15 protein-coding genes and 1 pseudogene are annotated in these 19,229 nt (G+C 39.2%); 3 read left to right on the top strand and 13 right to left on the bottom strand.

From position 1 onward, the window contains the following. Nucleotides 1-2: 2 nt before the first annotated feature. Complete coding sequence (gene rmuC / locus ACESQI_RS03065; RefSeq protein ID WP_195660724.1) at nucleotides 3-1,235, top strand: DNA recombination protein RmuC; 1,233 nt, start codon at nucleotides 3-5, stop codon at nucleotides 1,233-1,235. Nucleotides 1,236-1,557: 322 nt separating this feature from the next. Here rmuC and nhaA read toward each other — a convergent pair whose 3' ends face one another. The 6 genes and pseudogenes from nhaA to ACESQI_RS03035 all read right to left on the bottom strand — a co-directional run bounded on the left by nhaA (nucleotide 1,558) and on the right by ACESQI_RS03035 (nucleotide 7,391). Further along, nucleotides 1,558-2,871 carry a Na+/H+ antiporter NhaA gene (nhaA, locus tag ACESQI_RS03060; RefSeq protein WP_002559842.1) on the bottom strand — a complete coding sequence of 438 codons (1,314 nt, stop codon included), beginning with the start codon at nucleotides 2,869-2,871 and terminating at the stop codon, nucleotides 1,558-1,560. 43 nt (nucleotides 2,872-2,914) lie between these two features. Next, nucleotides 2,915-4,093, bottom strand: a complete 1,179-nt coding sequence (locus ACESQI_RS03055; RefSeq protein ID WP_007485880.1) for a hypothetical protein — start codon at nucleotides 4,091-4,093, stop codon at nucleotides 2,915-2,917. 132 nt (nucleotides 4,094-4,225) lie between these two features. After that, nucleotides 4,226-6,007 carry a translation elongation factor 4 gene (lepA, locus tag ACESQI_RS03050; protein ID WP_234130526.1) on the bottom strand — a complete coding sequence of 594 codons (1,782 nt, stop codon included), beginning with the start codon at nucleotides 6,005-6,007 and terminating at the stop codon, nucleotides 4,226-4,228. Nucleotides 6,008-6,225: 218 nt separating this feature from the next. After that, nucleotides 6,226-6,303: pseudogene (locus ACESQI_RS03045) on the bottom strand (SEC-C metal-binding domain-containing protein); the annotation flags it as partial. Between the two features lie 273 nt (nucleotides 6,304-6,576). Next, nucleotides 6,577-6,777, bottom strand: a complete 201-nt coding sequence (locus ACESQI_RS03040) for a winged helix-turn-helix domain-containing protein (protein WP_002559838.1) — start codon at nucleotides 6,775-6,777, stop codon at nucleotides 6,577-6,579. A 155-nt stretch (nucleotides 6,778-6,932) separates the two neighbouring features. Further along, on the bottom strand, nucleotides 6,933-7,391 hold the full coding sequence (locus ACESQI_RS03035) for a C-GCAxxG-C-C family protein (protein ID WP_002559837.1): 459 nt from the start codon (nucleotides 7,389-7,391) through the stop codon (nucleotides 6,933-6,935). Between the two features lie 75 nt (nucleotides 7,392-7,466). Here ACESQI_RS03035 and ACESQI_RS03030 point away from each other — a divergent pair, with 75 nt between their 5' ends. Beyond that, nucleotides 7,467-7,874 (top strand): secondary thiamine-phosphate synthase enzyme YjbQ, encoded by a 408-nt coding sequence (locus tag ACESQI_RS03030; RefSeq protein WP_002559836.1) that lies wholly within the window; start codon nucleotides 7,467-7,469, stop codon nucleotides 7,872-7,874. Between the two features lie 5 nt (nucleotides 7,875-7,879). On the opposite strand, the gene ACESQI_RS03025 is transcribed toward ACESQI_RS03030, so the two are convergent. The 3 genes from ACESQI_RS03025 to ACESQI_RS03015 all read right to left on the bottom strand — a co-directional run bounded on the left by ACESQI_RS03025 (nucleotide 7,880) and on the right by ACESQI_RS03015 (nucleotide 10,900). Beyond that, nucleotides 7,880-8,644 (bottom strand): exodeoxyribonuclease III, encoded by a 765-nt coding sequence (locus ACESQI_RS03025; RefSeq protein ID WP_007485888.1) that lies wholly within the window; start codon nucleotides 8,642-8,644, stop codon nucleotides 7,880-7,882. 54 nt (nucleotides 8,645-8,698) lie between these two features. Beyond that, a complete protein-coding gene (locus ACESQI_RS03020) occupies nucleotides 8,699-9,571 on the bottom strand; it encodes a methylated-DNA--[protein]-cysteine S-methyltransferase (RefSeq protein WP_002559834.1) in 873 nt (290 codons plus the stop codon). A 75-nt stretch (nucleotides 9,572-9,646) separates the two neighbouring features. Then, nucleotides 9,647-10,900, bottom strand: a complete 1,254-nt coding sequence (locus ACESQI_RS03015; protein ID WP_373125418.1) for an Nramp family divalent metal transporter — start codon at nucleotides 10,898-10,900, stop codon at nucleotides 9,647-9,649. 195 nt (nucleotides 10,901-11,095) lie between these two features. On the opposite strand from ACESQI_RS03015, the gene ACESQI_RS03010 reads away from it, so the two are divergent. Further along, nucleotides 11,096-11,488: a hypothetical protein gene (locus tag ACESQI_RS03010; protein WP_002559832.1), complete on the top strand. Its 393-nt coding sequence runs from the start codon at nucleotides 11,096-11,098 to the stop codon at nucleotides 11,486-11,488. 77 nt (nucleotides 11,489-11,565) lie between these two features. Here the strand turns inward: ACESQI_RS03010 and ACESQI_RS03005 are convergent, their stop codons facing one another. The 4 genes from ACESQI_RS03005 to ACESQI_RS02990 form a co-directional block, all read right to left on the bottom strand. Continuing rightward, nucleotides 11,566-11,811 (bottom strand): TIGR03905 family TSCPD domain-containing protein, encoded by a 246-nt coding sequence (locus ACESQI_RS03005; protein WP_007485893.1) that lies wholly within the window; start codon nucleotides 11,809-11,811, stop codon nucleotides 11,566-11,568. Then, on the bottom strand, nucleotides 11,811-12,545 hold the full coding sequence (locus ACESQI_RS03000; protein WP_002559830.1) for a YebC/PmpR family DNA-binding transcriptional regulator: 735 nt from the start codon (nucleotides 12,543-12,545) through the stop codon (nucleotides 11,811-11,813). Before ACESQI_RS03000 ends, ACESQI_RS03005 begins: the two co-directional genes overlap by 1 nt. Before the next feature lie 51 nt (nucleotides 12,546-12,596). Then, complete coding sequence (pheT, locus tag ACESQI_RS02995; RefSeq protein WP_373125417.1) at nucleotides 12,597-15,059, bottom strand: phenylalanine--tRNA ligase subunit beta; 2,463 nt, start codon at nucleotides 15,057-15,059, stop codon at nucleotides 12,597-12,599. 89 nt (nucleotides 15,060-15,148) lie between these two features. Then, a complete protein-coding gene (locus ACESQI_RS02990; RefSeq protein ID WP_373125483.1) occupies nucleotides 15,149-19,201 on the bottom strand; it encodes a two-component regulator propeller domain-containing protein in 4,053 nt (1,350 codons plus the stop codon). Nucleotides 19,202-19,229 lie beyond the last annotated feature (28 nt).

Genomic DNA, 19,229 nt, shown 5'->3' with positions numbered 1-19,229 from the left:
TCATGGAACTGATTTTACTCATTGTCACTATCATACTACTGATTGGGCTCATCATTTTAATACTGACTAAAAATAACGGGCAGGCGCAAAGTGAGCAACTGCAAACTGCTTTGCGACAGCAAATGCAGGAGAACCGTGAAGAGCTGAATCGTAGCATACGCGAACTCCGCATGGAAATAACGCAAGCCCTCAATCAAAGCATGCAACAAGTGCAGGATGTACTGCACAAAAATATGATGACCACCGGAGAACTGCAAAGACAGAAGTTTGATACAATGGCACGTCAGCAGGAAATGTTACTAAAATCTACAGAAAAGCGTCTGGATGACATGCGACTCATGGTAGAAGAAAAATTACAAAAGACACTGAACGAACGTATCGGGCAGTCTTTTGAGATAGTCCGGTCACAGCTTGAAAATGTGCAGAAAGGATTGGGAGAAATGAAATCTCTGGCACAAGACGTAGGAGGGTTGAAAAAAGTGCTGAGCAATGTAAAAATGCGGGGCACTTTCGGTGAAGTACAATTGGGAGCATTACTGGAACAAATGATGAGTCCCGAACAATATGATGCCAATGTCAAAACGAAGAAAAGCGGAACTGAATTCGTGGAGTTTGCCATCAAGCTACCGGGTAAAGATGATGCTAACAGTACGGTATATCTCCCTATTGATGCGAAATTTCCAAAAGATGTCTACGAGCAATACTATGATGCCTTTGAAGCAGGAGATACCGTACTGATAGAATCATCCGGGAAACAACTGGAGAATACAATCAAAAAAATGGCAAAAGACATTCATGATAAATACGTCGCCCCACCTTACACAACAGACTTTGCTATCCTGTTTCTGCCCTTCGAGAGTATTTACGCAGAGGTTATACGTCGTACAGCCTTAGTAGAGATGCTACAAAAGGAATACAAAATCGTAATTACAGGACCAACCACTCTGGGTGCCATTCTAAACAGCCTGCAAATGGGCTTCCGCACACTTGCCATTCAAAAAAGAACGGGAGAAGTATGGACTGTGCTGGGAGCGGTAAAAACAGAATTCAGTAAATTTGGCGGATTACTTGAAAAAGTACAAAAGAATCTGCAAAATGCCGGTGATCAGCTGGAAGAGGTAATGGGAAAACGTACCCGTGCCATCGAAAGAAAACTCCGGCAAGTGGAACAATTGCCACATGAAGAAAGTCAGAAAATTCTGCCTATCGATGAAAGTGAAGGAGATGACGAATAACATAAAGAAACAAATTTTACTTACAACAAAGAAAGCATTCCCCCTTCTTCCGCCTTATTTTTGTAAATTCTTATAAAAAATCAAATTATTGGTCGTAGAGAAACGGTTCGTTTCTCTACGACCAACGAAGTGTTTCTCGGTGTGTTTCGGATCGATCTTCTACGAGTAAAAACAGCATCCTATAACCACTTCATAATCAACTGTTTAACAAAATAAAAGTTTGTATGTTTTTCTTACCCAACTAACATATTCAGTCTTTTCATTTCTGTTTCTTTTTCTATCCACAAATATTTACAACAGCAAATAAAGTCGCAAAAAATAGTCATTTCTTCTTGGGTAATACCAGATAGAGTACAATATATCCTAAAGCACCTGCCAGAACCGTACCTGAAAGGACTCCGAATTTAGCCTGATTCAACAATATAGGATATGTGGAGCCGAATGAAAGATTAGCAATGAACAATGACACGGTAAAACCAATACCACCCAACAAAGAAACACCTGCTATATTCTTCCAATTCATACCTTCCGGCATAGGTGTCAGTCTGCTCTTAATAGCCAGCCAGGTAAAGAAATAAATCCCCAAAAACTTACCACACAGTAAACCTAAAGCTACTGCTATACTGACCTTGCCCATTACTTCTCCCCCTCCACTAAACACAACTCCTGCATTTACAAAAGCGAACAATGGTAGAATAATGTAATTGACTGCTCCATGAAGATTATCTTCCAAAGATTGTAAAGGGCTAATTACACGGTCGGAAGCAGACTCTACCTGTTTCAACTTAGCAATTTGCTCATTAGTAAGAACAATGCTGTTTCCTTCCATAGTCGGGAATGTATTGATTATACGGCGGATACGCTCAATATACTTACCAACATGTAGCTGAGGTTTGGCCGGAATTATAAAGGCAAACAGTACCCCGGCAATCGTACTATGAATACCTGATTGCAAGAAAAGATACCAGATAATAACCCCAATAATCAAAAAGAACAATTTATTGGTTGCTCCATGTTTACCGATAAAATAAAGTAGTACAAAAAGCAAAGCAGCTACCAGCAAATATCCATAAGCCACATGCGAACTATAAAAGACTGCAATAACAAGAATACCGCCAATATCATCGACCACAGCAAAAGCTGTCAGAAAAATTTTCAGACTTAACGGGACACGTTTCCCCAATAAGCTAAGCACACCCAATGAAAAAGCAATATCTGTAGCCATCGGAATGGCAAGCCCCTGTCCTTCGGGAGTGTACGGGGTACAAATAAACGAATAAATAAGAACAGGAATCAGCATACCACCACAGGCTGCAATAAACGGTAATACTGCTTTACGGAAAGAAGACAACTCTCCCACCAATAATTCACGTTTTATCTCCAACCCAACTAACAGAAAAAATACAGTCATCAACCCATCGTTAATAAACTCAATCATAGTCAGATTCTGACCTCCATGTGAAAGCAGATTGAAACTTCCTATCCGGAAATGAAGTTCATGTGAAAGAAACTCCTGGTAGGCAGGAGCCAACGGAGAATTAGCAATAATAGCAGCAGCTATGGCAGTTACAAACAACAAAATACTCGCCACAATATTCATAGCCGAGAAATTCCTCATTGAACGTAAGATAGTCATAATATGTGTGTTTTAGTTAGTATATGATTTAATATTATTTCTATTATTCCATATAGCTTCTCAAAGCTAGTTTTTTTACCCAAAGAACAAAGATTCCGGTTAATATTAAGTTCAGTACGATTGTAAGAACCGAAATAGCCAAAGCAGGCCCACCAAGATTGTAACCAAGAGCTATGAAAATAACCCCTGCTCCTACTTCACCACGGGTAAACATACCAATAGACAAAGCTAATCGCTCACTGAATTTGCGATCCCGATAGAAAAAGACGGGAAATAACTTTCCGATATTCGATAATAAAGAAACAATGAGCACATGAAGAGCAATCACTCCCCACGGCATCATCTCCTGTGAACCGGTAACGGAATATTCTCCAGCTTGAGTCTCTGCAAAATTGACACCTATAAAATGAGGCATACTCATACCTACCAGAAACATAAACAAGAAAGAAATACCAGTAGAAACGTTGCGTTCCATTGGAGTATCTATCTCTTTGTGCTTCATTATCATGCCTAATATAAACGCAGGCAGCAACACTTCAATGTGAATACTTCCTTCTTCGCCATACAGACCTTTACTGATCAGATACAAAGATTGAGTAGCAACAAAGACAAGGGTAGAATAAAATAAAATTGCTTTCCAGTCCTGCCTCCAATTATACTTGCTCAACTGTCTCCAACCAAACAATAGTAACAAAAATACGATCAGAACGACAATAATCAGCTGCCAGCGTAAACCAATCATCATAATCTGAAGGGGAATCATCAAAAGAATGGTATCAAGATCATCGAAAATGGCAAGTACCTGAATCTTCTTGTACATCCAACTTGCTTTGAGCCCAATGGCAGCCAACATAGTAAAAAGAATACCGGCAGAAGTAGGAGCTGCAAAACGACTCAGTAATAAGTTCTCTTTCCACGCTTCCCAACTATTCCAAAACTCTGGAGGAAGCAATACAAATACATAATAAAGGGCAATCAGCAACCAAGGCATAGCAGCCGTAGCCATTGCTATAAAATAATCTTCAGTGTAACTTTTCCAACGGGATTTATCAACTTCAAACTCTCTGCCTACATTAATCATAATAAAACCGAGGCAAATATAAAGCAATATATTAGCAACCGTCTTCACTGCGCCATATCCGCTTCCCGCAAGCACAGGCAGAAACTGAGACAGGAAAAGACCTATTATAAGGAAAACCGAAAAAGACAGAACTTTTCTCATTTTGTATTGTACGTATTTAAGTAATTGCCAGGGAAAGCTCTGTGGACAGATGGCGATTACCTGGTGTATCTAAAACTATTAGCAGCGCTATTTGTTCAAGATACACCCTCTTTTAGCTATCACAAAAAAGATTTAATCAAGCTTTAGCACAGCAAGGAATGCTTTCTGAGGCACTTCTACATTACCAATCTGCTTCATTCGCTTCTTACCTTTTTTCTGTTTTTCAAGCAACTTACGTTTACGGCTGATATCACCACCATAACATTTTGCAGTCACATCCTTACGAACTGCCTTTATCGTTTCACGGGCTATAATTTTAGCACCGATAGCCGCTTGGATAGCAATCTCAAACTGCTGTCTAGGAATCAGTTCCTTCAACTTCTCGCACATACGGCGTCCCATATCATAAGCGTTATCAAAATGAGTCAATGTAGAAAGTGCATCAACAGATTCGCCATTCAGCAGAATATCCAGTTTTACAAGCTTGGACGGACGGAAACCATCCGGATGATAATCAAAAGAAGCATATCCTTTGGAGATACTTTTCAGTCGATCGTAGAAATCGATCACAATCTCACCCAAAGGCATGTTATAATATATTTCTACACGATTGCCGGAAATATATTCCTGCTTAATCAGCTCACCTCGTTTACCTAAACAAAGGGTCATAATAGGACCGATATAGTCGGTAGTGGTGATAATAGAGGACTTGATATAAGGCTCTTCAATACGGTCTATCATTGTAGGATCGGGCATACCACCGGGGTTATGTACCTCAGTCATGTTTCCCTGCTTGTCGTAGATATTATAAGAAACGTTTGGCACGGTAGTAATCACATTCATGTCGAACTCACGATCAAGACGTTCCTGCACAATCTCCATATGAAGCAGACCCAGGAATCCGCAACGGAATCCAAAGCCTAAAGCTAATGAAGATTCCGGCTGGAAAGTAAGCGAAGCATCATTCAACTGCAATTTTTCCAAAGAAGCACGCAGATCTTCAAACTCTTCGGCCTCAATAGGATATACACCAGCAAATACCATTGGTTTTACCTCTTCAAACCCATCAATTGCTCTGTCACAAGGATGGGCAATATGTGTGATAGTATCACCTACCTTTACTTCTTTGGAAGTCTTAATACCCGAAATGATATATCCTACATCTCCGGTACGTAATTCCTTACGCGGAACCATATCCATCTTGAGTACTCCGATTTCGTCGGCTGCATATTCCTTTCCGGTATTAAAAAATTTCACTTTATCACCGGAACGAATCACTCCGTTTACTATCTTGAAATAAGCAATGATTCCGCGGAAAGAATTAAATACAGAGTCGAAAATCAATGCCTGCAACGGCGCTTCATCATCTCCTTGCGGATGAGGTATACGCTCAATAACAGCAGCGAGTATTTCTTCTACTCCCATCCCCGTCTTTCCGGATGCACGTATGATTTCATCACGCTTACAACCCAACAACTCAACGATTTCGTCTTCTACTTCTTCGGGCATGGCACTTGCCATATCGCATTTATTAATGACAGGAATAATTTCCAGATCATGTTCAATGGCCATATAAAGATTAGAAATTGTCTGCGCCTGTACTCCCTGCGAAGCATCTACAATGAGTAATGCACCTTCACAAGCAGCAATAGAACGGGAAACTTCATATGAAAAATCCACGTGTCCCGGAGTATCAATTAAATTCAGAATATACTTTTCGCCTTTATATGTATACTCCATCTGTATGGCATGGCTCTTGATGGTGATACCTCTCTCCTTTTCCAGATCCATATCATCCAGCATCTGGCCTGCAGTCACCTGTATGGTGTTGGTGAATTCCAGCAGACGATCTGCTAACGTTGATTTACCGTGGTCAATATGAGCAATGATGCAAAAATTACGTATATTCTTCATTCTAAAACAACTATCTAATTATAAATAAGAACTTTATGATAAAAGAAGGATACTCTCGTAAAACATTCGTAAAACAAATGACAATATACAATAAATAACAACTCTTTTATTGGGCACAAAGATAATGAAAAATATGAGGTTTTAAAAGCTATTTTTTTAATAACTCCAAAGGGCTAAGTGTACTACTGTAATAAAACAAAAAGACAACTAAAACAAGGCTATCTTCCATGACAATTCTTATATTTCTTGCCGCTTCCACATGGACATAAATCATTTCGACTTATTATTTTTGATGCAGTTTTTTCTTGGATATCTTCAGAATTCTTATCTTGCAATATTACTTTATTTTTTTCCATAGAACTTATAAAAGTAGAAACAGAAGTTTTTTTAACTTTTCATTCGAGTCTTCTATTTAATACTCCATACTGGAAATTAGAAAATCCGTACCAGATTCATATCATTTGCCTTTATTTACAATAAAAATGCGCAAATCATCTACATAAAAAAATGCGCTGATAACATTCAGAAATGTATCAACGCATTTTTTTATGGGTAAGTGATTTACTCTCTTAGTTCAATTTAATGAAAAGTTCACCATCAATTTCCTGAGTAGAAACTTTGTCTTCTCTTAGCAACCAACCAAGACCCAAGAACAAGTCTTTGTCTACCAGCTTAGTTACTTTCTTGATTTGCTTAGCGGTCAGACCTTCTGTACCGTCCAGTGCATTCCAGATTTTACCTGCAATTTCACCTGCTTTTTCTTTCAACATTTGCTTTAGAAATTTTAGTTAAACATGATGTAAAAACTGACAACCTCTCAGCTTTCAGGTTTTATTTCAGCTGCAAATATAGTTATATTTATGTTATATAACACTTTATTGGGCGTTTTTTTGCATAATCTGTAATAAAAACGGCTTTTTTATAGCTATTTCGGGTGTTTTTCGAGATATTCCACCCAAATTCGGGCAGCTTGTTCTACCATCCTGGTACACGGACGTTTAGCATAATATTGCTTGGTTCTTTCTTCAGGAACTGATGACAAAAGAGCTTTTTTCTTCAAACCTAATAGTTCGCCACAGTTCAGTGAGCCATTCCTTTTCCTGAACTCAGCAGCAAGTTCCTGTACCAAAGCATAGTTAGCGGCTTTCCCTTCTTTATCGGCTCCGTCAGTTGCCCCTGTTTCCAGTCCGGCCAACAGAAACATACCGCAAGCAGCCCCACAAGTCTCTCTCATACGCCCAATACCTCCTCCGAAAGAGGCTGACATACGAAAAGCCTGTTCTTCGGTAAATCCATACATATCAGCAAAAGCAGCCACTACAGACTGAGAACAATTATAACCGCTTTTGAAAAATTCAACGGCACGCTGTATTCTATCTTCCATTTTTATTTCTATTATTTATTTGTGCAAAAATATAAAAAAGTATCTTTGCAGACATAACAAAAATGCAGTAATATAATGGCTATAACCTTGGATATACAATTGCCACACTACCCACGTGGTTTTCATCTAATAACCCGCGACATTGTATCACATTTACCAGAACTCCCCGAAAATGGGTTACTTGTAGTGTTTATCAAACATACTTCGGCAGGAATTACAATCAATGAAAATGCAGATCCGGATGTCCGTAAAGACTTCCAAACCTTCTTTAATAAACTGGTTCCGGATGGAGCACCTTACTTCATTCATACTCTGGAAGGACCAGACGATATGAGTGCACATATCAAAGCGTCATTAATTGGCAGTTCAGTCACAATCCCCATCAAGAACCACAAGTTAAACCTGGGTACCTGGCAGGGGATTTATCTGTGTGAGTTTCGTGACGGAGGAGACAGTCGTAAACTGAGCATTAGTATACTCTAATGTAATCAGTCCTTTACTTCCAACACCATCGGACAATGATCTGAGTGTACCGCTTCATTCAATATACAGGCACTCTTCAGCATCGGGCGTACAGGTTCACTTACCATACAGTAGTCTATACGCCACCCTTTATTCTTTGCACGTGAATTGAAGCGATAACTCCACCAAGTGTACTCTTGTTTTTCAGGATACAATGTGCGGAAAGAATCAACAAAACCAGCAGAAAGAAAACGAGTCATCCACTCCCGTTCTTCCGGTAAGAAACCGCTATTCGTAGCATTACGGACAGGATCGTGGATATCTATCGCTTCATGACAAATATTGTAATCTCCGCAAAGAATCAAATTGGGACGGGACTTTTGCAATTCTGTTACATACTTCTGGAAAGCTTCCAGCCACACCATTTTGAATGCCTGTCGTTCATCACCACTTGTCCCAGAAGGATGATATACACTCACAACTGATAAATCACCAAAATCGGCACGAATAAAACGCCCCTCATTATCATATTCTTCAATTCCCATTCCATATTCCACATGATCGGGCTCACGACGGGTAAGGATAGCTACGCCACTGTAACCTTTCTTTTGTGCAGAATATAAATAGCCTTTATACCCCACTGCCTCAAAAGCTTCACCGGGATATTGTTCTGGTTGCAATTTGGTTTCCTGCAAACAAAGTACATCCGGCTGTTCTTGTGCCAGCCAATCAGGCAAACCTTTTGAAACTGCGGCACGCAGGCCATTCACATTATAAGTTATTATCTTCATAAGATGTTTATATTTACAATCGAGAATCCTGAGTTCACAAGATTTCTACGAGTATTAATTATCAGTCATTAGACGATTTCTTTGTTCTTCTATCTTAGCAGCTTCCCATCCTATTATAGCAGTTTTGCGGGTCAATCCCCAATGGTAACCTCCTAAAGCACCGGTAGAACGAATGACACGATGACAAGGAATTAAGAATGCTACCGGATTGTCTCCTACTGCTGTTCCTACAGCACGGGATGAACTGGGACTATCCAGATAATTAGCAATGTCTCCGTAAGTGGTCAATGTTCCCATTGGTATCTTTAACAATGTCTCCCAAACCTTCAGCTGGAATTCCGTACCACGCAAATGTAGCTTTACCTCATTGAGATTCGTCCAATCCATAGAAAAAACAGCAAGGGCACGTTCTTGAAACTCATCGGGATGTTTCTCAAACGTAGCGAATGGAAAGTGATGCCCCAGTTCTGCCAATGCCTGCTCCCGGTTGTCACAAAAAGTCATATAACATACTCCTTTAGAAGTAGATGCTACTAATATTTCACCAAAAAGAGTTTTGGCAAAACGATAGTTTATGGTTAAGCCTTTGCCACCGACTTTATATTCTCCGGGAGTCATTCCTTCAATATGAATAAAAAGTTCGTGCAAACGCCCCGTACCCGAAAGCCCGATTTCAAAAGCAGCATCAAAAAGACTTCCCTGCCCTTCTTTCAGGATTCTCTTAGCACGATTTACACTGATATATTGCAGGAATTTCTTCGGACTTACTCCTGCCCATTCTGTAAATAGCCGTTGAAAATGATAAATACTCACATTCGCCTCCTCCGCCATATCGAATAACGAAGGCTGCTCCTGGTAGTTGCGGGTAATATACTCAATGGCATCTGCCACGCGAGCAAAATTAATCTCGTCTTGTTTATTACTCATAATTATTAAGTTTTACCGGGTAAAATTAGTACTACCATTCAGCAATGGCAACCTGTTTCTTGCTATCTTATCTTTTCATGAAAACAGCAACATGATATTCAATACAGATACTACTATTGCAATAGCATAAAGCACAAATGTACTCCAACGACTATTCACATAATTGCCCATTACTTTCCGCGAAGAAGTCAACCCGACTTGCAAAAATACAGTAAACGGCAATTGAATACTCAGCACCATCTGTGATATAAGCAATCCTTTGAAAGGATCACCGATGAAAAATATCAGTAGCAAAGCGATACCTAAAGAGAGAATAACACCTACCTGTGAATGACTATCCTTTATATGATATGATTCACCAAAGATCCCCGCAAAAATAGATCCGGCAGCCATTCCACTGGTTATAGTAGAAGAAACTCCCGCCATCAACAAAGCCAAAGCAAACACAATAGCGGCATTACTACCTAACAAAGGTTCTAATAACGATTTTGCCTGTTGCAACTCTTCTACCTGTATTCCACTTTTAAAGAAAGTAGCAGCAGCAAGCAGAATCATCGCACTATTGATGGCCCATCCAACGATCATTGAAAAAAGTGTATCGAATAATTCATATTTAAGAACCTTCCGGATGGAAGCATCATCCTGCTTATTATATTCATGGCTTTGTATCACCTCCGAATGAAGAAACAGATTGTGAGGCATTACTACCGCTCCAAGCACACTCATAATGATAAGCATACTCCCTTTCGGAATGGCAGGCGTCACCCAACCTTGCGCAGCTAACGGCCAGTCTATATCCACAAGAAACAACTCATAAATAAACGAAAGTCCGATAACAGATACAAAAGCAATAATAGAACGTTCTATCTTTTTATAGGAATTGGTAAACAACATAACAGAAACGAAAGCCGTGGTCAATACGGCTCCCCCAATTATAGGGATATCAAGTAGCATCTCCAATGCAATGGCTCCCCCAAGAATCTCAGCCAACGAAGTAGATATAGAAGCTAATACAGCTGTCCCAAGGATAGGACGTGATACCCATTTTGGGGTATATTGAGTAGCAGCCTCTGACAAACAAAGTCCGGTTACAATACCCAAATGCGCTACATTATGCTGAAGTACGATTAACATGATGGTAGACAGCGTTACTACCCATAATAAGGAGTAACCAAACTCAGAACCTGCGGCAAAGTTAGAAGCCCAGTTACCCGGGTCGATAAATCCTACAGTGACAAGCAATCCGGGACCGATATATCTAAACACATCCAATCCCCCTAAATAGCGTTTATGGTCTTTACGCTTTAAATCCTTAAATATATTCCGCATAATAAAGTTCTGTTCTTTTTTCTTTAATGTTTGCACAAAATTACAATTAAATGCTATCAAAAGCAATGCTTAATCTGGTTTTGTTGAATGGTAGTGATCTACCTTAATGATAATAAACAAAACAATCAGACTACTTGTTCAGTTCATTAAAAACGGTTATCTTTGAACGTTATTTAATTAAAAATAAGACATTATATGAAAAAGATCCTCACAGCAGTTTGCCTTGCTGTACTTACATTAACCTCTTGCCAGCAGGCAAAGCAAAAAGTATTTGAAATAGCTTCTCAGGAAGTAAATAAACAGTGTCCTATGACCATAGACGAAATGACAAGAATGGATAGTACCAGCTACACAGGTGGTGATAACACATTTACCTATTATTATACCCTCACGGGTACTGCTGACGATCCAACTATCGCAGAGGCTACTCAAAAACAATTAACAGAAAGTCTTCCGGAAATTATCAAAAATACGGATGATCTTAAAATATACAGAGAAATGGATGTAACGATGTTGTATGTCTATCTATCAGACAAGACTCAAAAGGAGCTGTTCCGTGTTAAGATAACACCGGATCTGTACAAATAAAAAAAGAACTTCTATCCAATAAAAACGGAGGCACTTAAAGATAGTGTCTCCGTTTTTTATTGGATGCTATATTAATTTCAATATCCCATTTCGTGTAATGCCTTGCATAACTGATCGGGACAGGAAGTTGGACGACCACTACACCGGATACCCTCCAGTTTAGTAATTACCTCTTCTACTTTCATCCCCTTTACTAAACGGGAAACTCCCTGTAAGTTACCATTACATCCACCCCAATAGGCCACTTCTTTCAGAATACCATTCTCCACATCGAGTTCAATATTCGTACTACAGGTCCCCTGGGTTCTATAGACATACTTCATTATTCTTCGTCCTCAGACGCCGGTTTCATATTAGTATATACATTCTGAACATCCTCGTCATCTTCAAGGCGCTCTACCATCTTATCAATAGTAGCACGTTGTTCATCATTCAGTTCTTTTTCGTCATTCGGAATACGGGTAAATTCGGCACCCTTTACCTCAAAACCATTATCTTCGAGATATTTCTGAATCTGAGCAAACGATTTAGGATCACCATAAATTGTGATTTCCTCCTCATCCTCATCATATTCATCCTCTACTCCGTAATCAATCAGTTCAAGAATCAGTTCATCCATTTCCAATCCTTCTTTCTTGGCAATAGTGAACATAGATTTCCAACTGAACATAAAATCAAGGCTACCGGAAGTACCCAATGTTCCGCCAAATTTATTGAAAACACTACGCACATTAGCTACTGTACGGGTAGTATTATCAGTTGCAGTTTCTACAAATACAGCAATACCAAATGGACCATATCCTTCATAATTCATTTCTTTATAGTCCTTCTGATCTTTACCCATTGCATTTTTGATAGCGCGTTCCACGTTATCCTTCGGCATATTCTCACGTTTTGCAGTAGCAACAACAGCACGCAAGTGCGGGTTGTTTTCAGGATCCGGTCCACCGGCCTTTACAGCAATAGCAATCTGTTTACCTATTCTCGTAAATGTACGGGCCATATTGCCCCATCTTTTCAGCTTGGTAGCTTTTCTATATTCGAACGCTCTTCCCATTGGTATGTATTTTAATTATAAATTTTTAAATTATTAATTTCCACAAGATTTCTATCTCAGTTTCGCATTTAGCTTCTCTTCCAGATTCTTCACCAACTTAGACATGATTTTGTCAATCATCTTATCGTTAAGCGTCTGTGACTCATCCTGCAACAAGAAACTCACTGCATACGATTTCTTACCGGCTTCCAGATTCTTACCTTCGTACACATCGAAGAGTTCTACCTCTTTCAAAAGTTTCTTCTCTGTTTCATACGCTATCTTTTCAATCTCCGCAAACTGAACATTCTTATCAAGCAACAACGCAAGGTCACGTTTCACAGCCGGGAATTTGGATATTTCTTTGTAACTGATCTTCACCGAACGAATAGCTTTCATCAGTTCTTTCCAGTCAAAATCAGCATAATACACTTCATTATCAATATCAAATACTTTCAGTAGCTTCTTCGTTACTACACCAAATGTAGCCAAACGTTTGCCCCCCTTTGTATTAACAGAAAGAGCAGCTGCAAATATATCATCAGTCAGATTACCTACTACAAGATTACGTAAATCAAGCCCCAGACGTTTCAATATATTCTCTACATAAGCCTTTAACTCATATACCGAACTGTTTTCATCTGCATGCGCCCATGAGTTTGAAACTCTTTTGCCTGTCACCCATAACCCAAGGTGATAATCTTCCGAATAGGCAGCCAGTGTCTTTTCCGGATTCTTCTTATCGGCATCAAAATAATAACAATTACCAAATTCAAAGAATTTCAAATCGGCATTCTTACGATTGGCGTTATGAGCAATACTCTCAAGACCACCGAATAACAATGTCTGACGCATACTGTTCAAATCAGCACTCAACGGATTCATCAACATTACCAGATGATTAGAAGGATAAGACTCCAATCCATCATAGTAAGCAGCACGAGTCAAAGAGTTATTCAATATTTCATTAAACCCGCAACCAACCAATTGTTCAGCGACTAAATTTTGTAATTTGTTTGATTTATCCGCATCACCTTTAGTTGTCAGGCTGGACTTCAATGTAGAAGGAATTTCCACATTATTATATCCATAGATACGAAGAATGTCTTCAATCACATCACAATCGCGCTGCACATCGACACGATAAGGAGGAACAGCCAATGTCAAACCTTCAGCTGTTTCATTTGTAATCTTCATCTCCAGACTGGATACAATACTTTTAATTGTTTCCACCGGAATTACTTTACCTACCAACGAATGTATTTTCTCATATGCCAACTCGACTACAAAATCCTGTGCAGGTGCAACGCAAATATCTTTAATCTCACTGGAGATTGTACCTCCCGCCAGTTCTTTCACCAGCAGAGCAGCCAGTTTCAGACAGTAAATAGTAATATTAGGATCGATACCTCTTTCAAAACGAAATGAAGCATCTGTGTTTAAACCATGACGACGGGCTGTCTTACGCACCCATGTAGGATGAAAATAAGCACTTTCGATAAATATATCTGTTGTAGTTTCTGTAGAACCGGAATCCAATCCACCGAATACACCGGCAATACACATAGCTTCTTCCTTATTGCAGATCATCAGGTCACGTTCGTTCAACTTACGTTCCACACCATCCAATGTCACAAAAGGAGTACCTTCAGGCATCGTTTTCACAATTACTTCCCCACCCTTGATTTTATCTGCATCAAAGCAGTGCAACGGTTGTCCGAAAGCATGAACAATATAATTGGTGATATCTACTACATTATTAATAGGCCGCACACCAATGAGATGGAGTTTATTCTGCAACCATTCCGGGCTTTCTTTCACTGTCACCCCCTTTACAGTAACACCGGCATAGCGAGGACATGCTTCACTATTCTCCACTGTTACCTTAATATCAAGATCATGATTTTCTACGGCAAAAGCCTCTACTGACGGGCGCTGTAATGTAGCCTGTTTACCGTTCTGAATAAGATAAGCATACAGATCACGAGCCACACCGTAATGAGAACAAGCATCTGCACGATTTGGAGTGATATCTACTTCAAGTACGTAATCACTCTTTACATTATAGTAATCTTTGGCCAATGTACCCGGAACAGCATCTTCCGGCAACACAATGATACCGTCGTGAGAAGTTCCGATACCAATTTCATCTTCTGCACAAATCATCCCGATAGATTCCACACCACGGATTTTTGATTTCTTTATAGTAAAGCATTCATCACCGTCATAAAGTTTCGTACCTAATGTGGCAACTACTACTTTCTGTCCGGCAGCTACATTAGGAGCTCCGCACACAATCTGAGTAGGTTCTCCATTTCCCAGATTTACTGTGGTGATGTGTAAGTGGTCTGAATTAGGATGCTCCACACATGTCAGCACTTCGCCAATCACGAGTCCTTCCAAACCTCCTTTAATGGTTTGAACTTCTTCCACGCTTCCTGTTTCCAGTCCGATGGAAGTAAGCGCAGCAGCTACTTCATCAGGTGTAAGATCGAAGTTAACATACTCTTTCAGCCAGTTATAAGAGATATTCATATCATTAAGTTTTTATTGTTTCCAAAAAGATTCGCAAAGTTAATAAGTTTTTTTGGTTGGCAGGGAATTAATATGTAGAAAATTAACTTTCACCACTTTCCTTTACTATATTCTCCCGGCGAACAACCTACATATTTCTTAAAACTGGTTGTGAAATAAGAAGGACTACTGAACCCCACCATTACACTAATTTCTGCAACAGTATAACGCCCTTCTTTCAACAAAGTACATGCCCGGTTAAAACGTATTTTGCGTACAAAATCAGTGGTAGACTCTCCTGTGATAGCCTTCATTTTCAAGTGCAATGCAGTACGCCCCATTCCCATCTCAGAAGTAAAATCTTCTGTTAAGAATTCCGGATTACTCATATTGGCTTCAACAATATTCACTGCCTTCTTCAGGAAAGCCTCATCCAATGCATTAAATGTCATTTTATGCGGATCTACTTCCAATGACTTTGCATAATGATCAAGAATACGATAACGGGCACGTATAAAGTTCTGCATTTTCAATATAAGTATACCCATTACAAAGGGTTTGGGGATATAATCGTCTGCTCCTATCTGTAAACCTTCTAATTGATGTTCGATTTCTGTTTTTGCAGTTAACATCAACACAAAAATATGACATGTACGAATATTCCTTTTTATCAGTTTTGTTAACTTCACCCCGTCCATTACAGGCATCATTACATCTGTAATGACTACATCTACCTCTTGTTCATTCAGGAGCTTCCATGCTTCCTCTCCGTTAGCAGCTTCACAAACCTCAAATAAACCTCTTAGTTCTTCTGTCAAATATTGTCTGATATCTTCATTATCTTCAACAATAAGTATTCTCTCTTTCTGCTTAATGGTATTCACCGTATCAGTATCTGTTTCTTTCTCATTTATCTCTTTCGCTTCATACTGCACCCCATCCATCAATACATCCACTCTTTCTGCCATTGTTTGTTCTGCTTCGTCCTGCATCCACTCGTCTTCTCTGTATACAACTATATTTTGCGGAATATATACCGAGAACTCAGAACCTTTTCCCACCTCACTCTCCAAAGTGATTGTTCCATGATGAAGTTCTATCAGTTTTTTAACCAGGGATAATCCGATTCCACTTCCGTTTCCACCTTCGTGAACTTGATAAAAACGTTCAAAAATCTTCTTCTGATTCTCCTGAGTAATCCCTATCCCAGTATCAACAACCTGCAATAGCAAACAATCATTCTGTTCACGTACCTTTATCGTAATACTTCCACCATCACCTGTATATTTAAAAGCATTAGAAAGCAAGTTGTTTGTTATCAGCTCCAGATATCTGGCATCAAAGATACGCTCATCATCATTTATCTCAATATATAGATTATAATCTATTTTCCGACTACGTGCCAATCGTTCAAAAGACATAAACGTATCACTTATCAGCCGACAGACATTCCCTTTTTGTACTTTAAGGTGGAAAACTCCCAATTCAGCCTGACGATAATTCATTAGCTGATTCACCAGACGCAACATTTTTTTTCCACTTTTCTGGGCATATTTCAATTGTGTACGAGTCCACTGATCATCAATTCGGGCAAGCACCTCATGCAAAGGTGCAAGAATAAGAGTCAGCGGCGTACGTAGTTCATGAGACATATTAATAAAAAAGTGTATCTTCATCTGATTCAACTCTTCTTGTCTTTCCTTATCTTTTCTTTCCTGTTCTATCTGTGCCTGCATTATTTTACGTTGCCAAAAGTAACGAAAGACAAAAGCTGCTACTGCCAAAGCAAGAATAATAAACAGCAGAATGGCCCACCAGGTTTTATACCACACAGGCAGCACTACAATCTCCAACCTGGTGGGTTGCTCATTCCATCTCCCATCATTATTGGCCGCTTTTACAAGAAAATGATAAGTCCCGTCGGGAAGGTTTGTATAAGACACCGTTCTTCTGTCTGAAGATATGTACCACTGCTTATCATACCCTTTCAACTGATAGGCAAACGTATTATGCTCTCCAGAAATATAGTTGGAGACTACAAAATTTATAGAGAATGAAGACTGTGAGGATGTAAGTGTTATCTTGTCCGTCTCACTTATATTTTTCTGTAAAATACCCGTCTCATCATCCGGACGAATGGAACTTCCAAATAACTGAAAATCCGTAATCATCACCGATGGTGTATAAGGATTATCCATCAGTTTTTCCGGAATAAATGTCGTTATTCCTTTAATACCTCCAAAATACATTTGTCCGTCTGACGCATAACAACAAGACAGCATATTGAATTGATTATTCTGCAGGCCGTCTACTCCCGTATAGTTCCTAAATATTTCAGTTTCAGTATCCAAACAGCTTAATCCTCTGTTAGAGCTTATCCATAACCGACCGAAAGTATCTTCCATAATTCCACATATCACATCATTAAACAGTCCGTTTCGTTTCGTATAACAATTCACCTGGCCAGTATTATCATTATATTTATATAACCCTTCCCTGCTTCCAATCCAGAACATTCCATCATGTGCTTCATATACACAACTAACATAACCGTCATTTAATGGTGAATCTTTGGGTATAACGTATTGCAACTGCAACTCTTCTCCTATTTGACGATAGACCTGCAATCCATTTTCCCCTCCCATCCATATTCTTTGTTTCGAATCTCTGAACAAAACCCTGATCCGTCTCCCCTGGAAAGGACTACCATCTTTCTGCCTTGAAACAGCTACAGACTTTCTCTCTTTAATCCGAAATCTGGCCAAAGTATTTAGTGTTCCGATCCATAAAGCATCTTCTCCATCAGGAATAATAGCATACACATTCTCGTCTGAAAGTCCACTGTTGTGATATTCCATCTCACCCGATCTCCGATGAAGAATCGCCAATCCGCCTGCATGTGTTCCAATAAAGACCAAATCATTCTTTTCATCAATATAAATTGCCTTAATATTATTAGCACTGACCTTCTGATTGTTTTTTTCTACTTTCAGGGAATAAGAAGTGAACTTTTTGGTTGTCGTATTATAAAAATTCAATCCGCCACCGTCGGTACCAATCCATAAATTCGATTCAGCATCTTCCACGATACAATTGACAACATCACTACTCAATGAATTCTGAAACGGAACATGCTTCATATTACGAAAACGGTTTTTCAAAGGATGATAATAGTTCACCCCTCCCCAAAAAGTCCCCAGCCACATCCCTCCTTGCATATCCCTAAAAATACAACGAACTGAACTTTGAGAAATACTTTCGGGTTGTACAGGATTATTTTTATAAGAAGTAAACGAGTCATTCTCTTCATCATAGATAGATAACGCTTCAAACGTTCCTACCCACAAACGATTCTGCTCGTCGAGCCTCAACGCACGAACATAGTTCGATGCTAAACTCCGTTCATTATAGGGGATATGCCGGTAATTTTTCATCTCTCCTGTCAAAGGATTTATCTTATACAATCCTTCTCCTTCAGTACCTACCCACAAACAATCGTCTGCACTTTTCCAAACAGTATTAACCAGTCTTTTATTAAATGGACCACATATTAAACTTAATTTAGATTCTGTCAGAGAATACGTAAACAAACCTTCCCGGGCACCCACATAAATAATCCCATCTTGTTTCATCAACATCGAAAATAACATGGAACCCTCAATATGGGGCAGTGATATCTCTTTAAAAGAGTTTTCTTGTATATCAAACAAAATCAAGGCTCTTTTCGTTATCAAAAGCAAATGATCCGGATCTGCTTCCACAATTCTCAGAAACTCCTGCCTCTGCCCGTCTTTTAAATATTCGAAATTTATAAAACGGTCTTTCTCTTCATTGTAATATGATAAACCACTTCTCGTACCGATCCAGATTCTTCCCTTACCGTCAGCCATAATAGAGTGAGCTATGTTATTCGCAATAGAAGTACTATCTACTGCGTCATGCTGAAAAACGGTACAAGTATATCCATTATATCTATTAACTCCATCATAAGTAGCAAACCACATATTCCCTTTTGCATCCTGAGTTATATCAAAAATAGTGTTTTGCGACAAGCCCTTTTCAGTCCCGATATGTATAAATACGACCTCATTCGTATCTACCACCGGATAGAGAGAAGCAGAAAAAAAAAGAAAAAAAGTGAATAGCAGGCTGATTTTTCTCATCATAGTATTATTGTCTGTAAATAGTGTG

It is taken from the genome of Bacteroides sp. HPS0048, assembly GCF_964240755.1.
Taxonomy (GTDB): domain Bacteria; phylum Bacteroidota; class Bacteroidia; order Bacteroidales; family Bacteroidaceae; genus Bacteroides; species Bacteroides nordii.
Note: the sequence above shows the minus strand (reverse complement) of the source record. Positions and strands in the feature narration are given on the sequence as shown.